We start from the raw sequence: 2,004 nt of genomic DNA on the forward strand, positions 1-2,004 counted from the left end.
TCGCTTCGAACCGGCCCCAGGCAACCTCATGGTCGGCCAGGTACAGGGGAACGCTCGGATCGAGATCGTCCGGGTCGAACGCGGTGCCCTCCCAATCCGTGAAGGCGCCGTCGCTCTCGACGGCAGCACAGAAGCCGGGAAGGAGGTCCGGGGACAGCGATCCTCCAATACGAATTGCGACTGATACACGGTCGGCCATCATGAACTCCTGTGTTTGAGAAAGTTGGGGGTGGAGCGCGCAATGACCATCGCGGTAGAGGCGACGTCCGTTACCCCGGCGGCTATGATCAGCACGCCCTTCATGGGAAGCGCTCCCCATCCTCAGTGAAACTATAGTCATTGGCAGTGATCGCTTCGTCGATGACGGTATCGGAGGTTTGATAATCACATTCCTGCTCGAGTTGGCGGTAGAGCCACCGGGCAAGGTCGCGAAGCAGTCGCGTGATCGCCTCTTCGGCATCAGACGTCATGTCTTGAGCTGTTGGCCCGGCGCGCTCGACCGCCACTGCCATTGTATATTCATGGTAATACCGGCCTTCGTGGCGAACTGTGGCTTCGAGCTGGTAGAAATTGCGACGCTGGATTTCCGAAAATGCGTCCACGATCCGATGAAGCTCCGTATCCTGGGGAGCATGAGCACGGATTCCCCGCAATCCGCCCTTGGCGTAGCGATATCGTCCTTCAAAGCAGGCGCCGTCACCCTGGCTGCTAAATACGGAGAACCAGATCCGCGGCTCCTGGCGCGTGCCGCCGCCGTAGAGCCGGACAGCATGCGTCGCCAGATCGATGCCGAGCACTATGCAAATGCGCTCGAAATCGTCGAATATAAACTCGTGCCAGCTTTCGTCGGGTACTGATCGCCGATACCATGCCCGGGCCTCGGCTGCTGCCGACGTCGAGAGTTCGTTGAGCCGATAAACGGTGGTGGAGATGACCTCAGGCATCGGTTTCCCCTCCATCATGCGGCATTGCGCTGGAGGTCTTACCCAACCGCGCCGCCAAGGTTTCATCGATGAATTGGCTGGTCGAAATCGTATCAATGGCCTCGGCCGTGATCACGATCGCAGCGCCGCCGAATCCATCGGGGCGCATCTTGGAACAATTGAAGCCGGTTTCGATCGCAACGAAAGTCAGCGTGTCCGAGCGCTGGACGATTTCCTGAAAGATCTCGAGCCATTCGTCGTCCAGCTCGATTTCAGCAGTGTCTTCGCCATCGGGTAAATCCGCGACAGCCTTGCTGAGCAAGCGTGTTGCCAACGAGACAGTTTCCGCACTGGCGAGCGCGGCACGCATGTCAGGCAACGCGAGTTCGATCAGCGAATTGCGCCCAATTTCGGTGAATAGGTACAGATCTTCACCGTCGAGCTGGGAATCGAATATGTTGCGAAGGACAAGTTGTTCGGCTTCCGTGAGTTCGGCGAGCGGGAGCATCGGGGAAACGACGCACTGTGAATAATAATCGGCCATGATAATATCCTTGGACTGGCCCGCTACAGCGGACAGGGTGAGCGCATCGGCCTCTCACGCCAGGGCAGCTCAAAATCGCCAACGCTGCCTCCCCTCTCGGGAAAGCGGGCGTCAGGCTGCTTCACGAATCCCATCTTCAGTTTCGGCGGAGGCGGCGAGACCGGTCACACGCAGCAGATATCCAGCAGCGGCCTCGGCCTTCGCTGCGGCCGTCATAATCGCGCGGGAATCCTTGCGCAGCACCGCGAGCCACGAGCCGATATACGCTGCATGATCGTCGATATGGGCGGTCGGGAGGCCAAGGTCCGCGCCGAGCAGGGCGGATGTCATCTCGGCGCAAAGCTCTTCGAACGCATAGGCGTTGTCGCCGAATTTCCTGCCAAACTCTCGGTTGAGCCGGTCAGGGTGGCCGGTCCAATGCCCTGCCTCATGGTAGGTCCCATCCATAACGTGTCCTTTCTGTCCTCTTCTGCCAATCAAGCAGGACACATGATCCGAGCCCCCTCTTCTCTGCCGGACAGGGAGGGCCCGAGGGCC

The 2,004-nt window shown here is 59.5% G+C and carries 3 protein-coding genes and 1 pseudogene; all 4 read right to left on the minus strand.

Features of this window, described 5'->3' with window-relative positions; all coding sequences use genetic code 11:
- Positions 1 to 202, minus strand: a pseudogene (locus WA070_RS05350) (hypothetical protein); the annotation flags it as partial.
- A 97-nt stretch (positions 203 to 299) separates the two neighbouring features.
- Positions 300 to 944 (minus strand): antitoxin of toxin-antitoxin stability system, encoded by a 645-nt coding sequence (locus tag WA070_RS05355; protein WP_422633094.1) that lies wholly within the window; start codon positions 942 to 944, stop codon positions 300 to 302.
- Positions 937 to 1,467: a hypothetical protein gene (locus WA070_RS05360; RefSeq protein WP_422633095.1), complete on the minus strand. Its 531-nt coding sequence runs from the start codon at positions 1,465 to 1,467 to the stop codon at positions 937 to 939. Before WA070_RS05360 ends, WA070_RS05355 begins: the two co-directional genes overlap by 8 nt.
- 111 nt (positions 1,468 to 1,578) lie before the next feature.
- On the minus strand, positions 1,579 to 1,914 hold the full coding sequence (locus WA070_RS05365) for a zincin-like metallopeptidase domain-containing protein (RefSeq protein ID WP_422633096.1): 336 nt from the start codon (positions 1,912 to 1,914) through the stop codon (positions 1,579 to 1,581).
- Positions 1,915 to 2,004 lie beyond the last annotated feature (90 nt).

The organism is Sphingobium sp. (assembly GCF_049304695.1).
In the GTDB taxonomy this organism is placed as follows: Bacteria; Pseudomonadota; Alphaproteobacteria; order Sphingomonadales; family Sphingomonadaceae; genus Sphingobium.

What these genes read in the sequence shown, in the direction of transcription:
- WA070_RS05355 (WP_422633094.1), bottom strand. Translation starts at nt 944, where the DNA reads ATGCCTGAGGTCATCTCCACCACCGTTTATCGGCTCAACGAACTCTCG.
- WA070_RS05360 (WP_422633095.1), bottom strand. Translation starts at nt 1,467, where the DNA reads ATGGCCGATTATTATTCACAGTGCGTCGTTTCCCCGATGCTCCCGCTC.
- WA070_RS05365 (WP_422633096.1), bottom strand. Translation starts at nt 1,914, where the DNA reads ATGGATGGGACCTACCATGAGGCAGGGCATTGGACCGGCCACCCTGAC.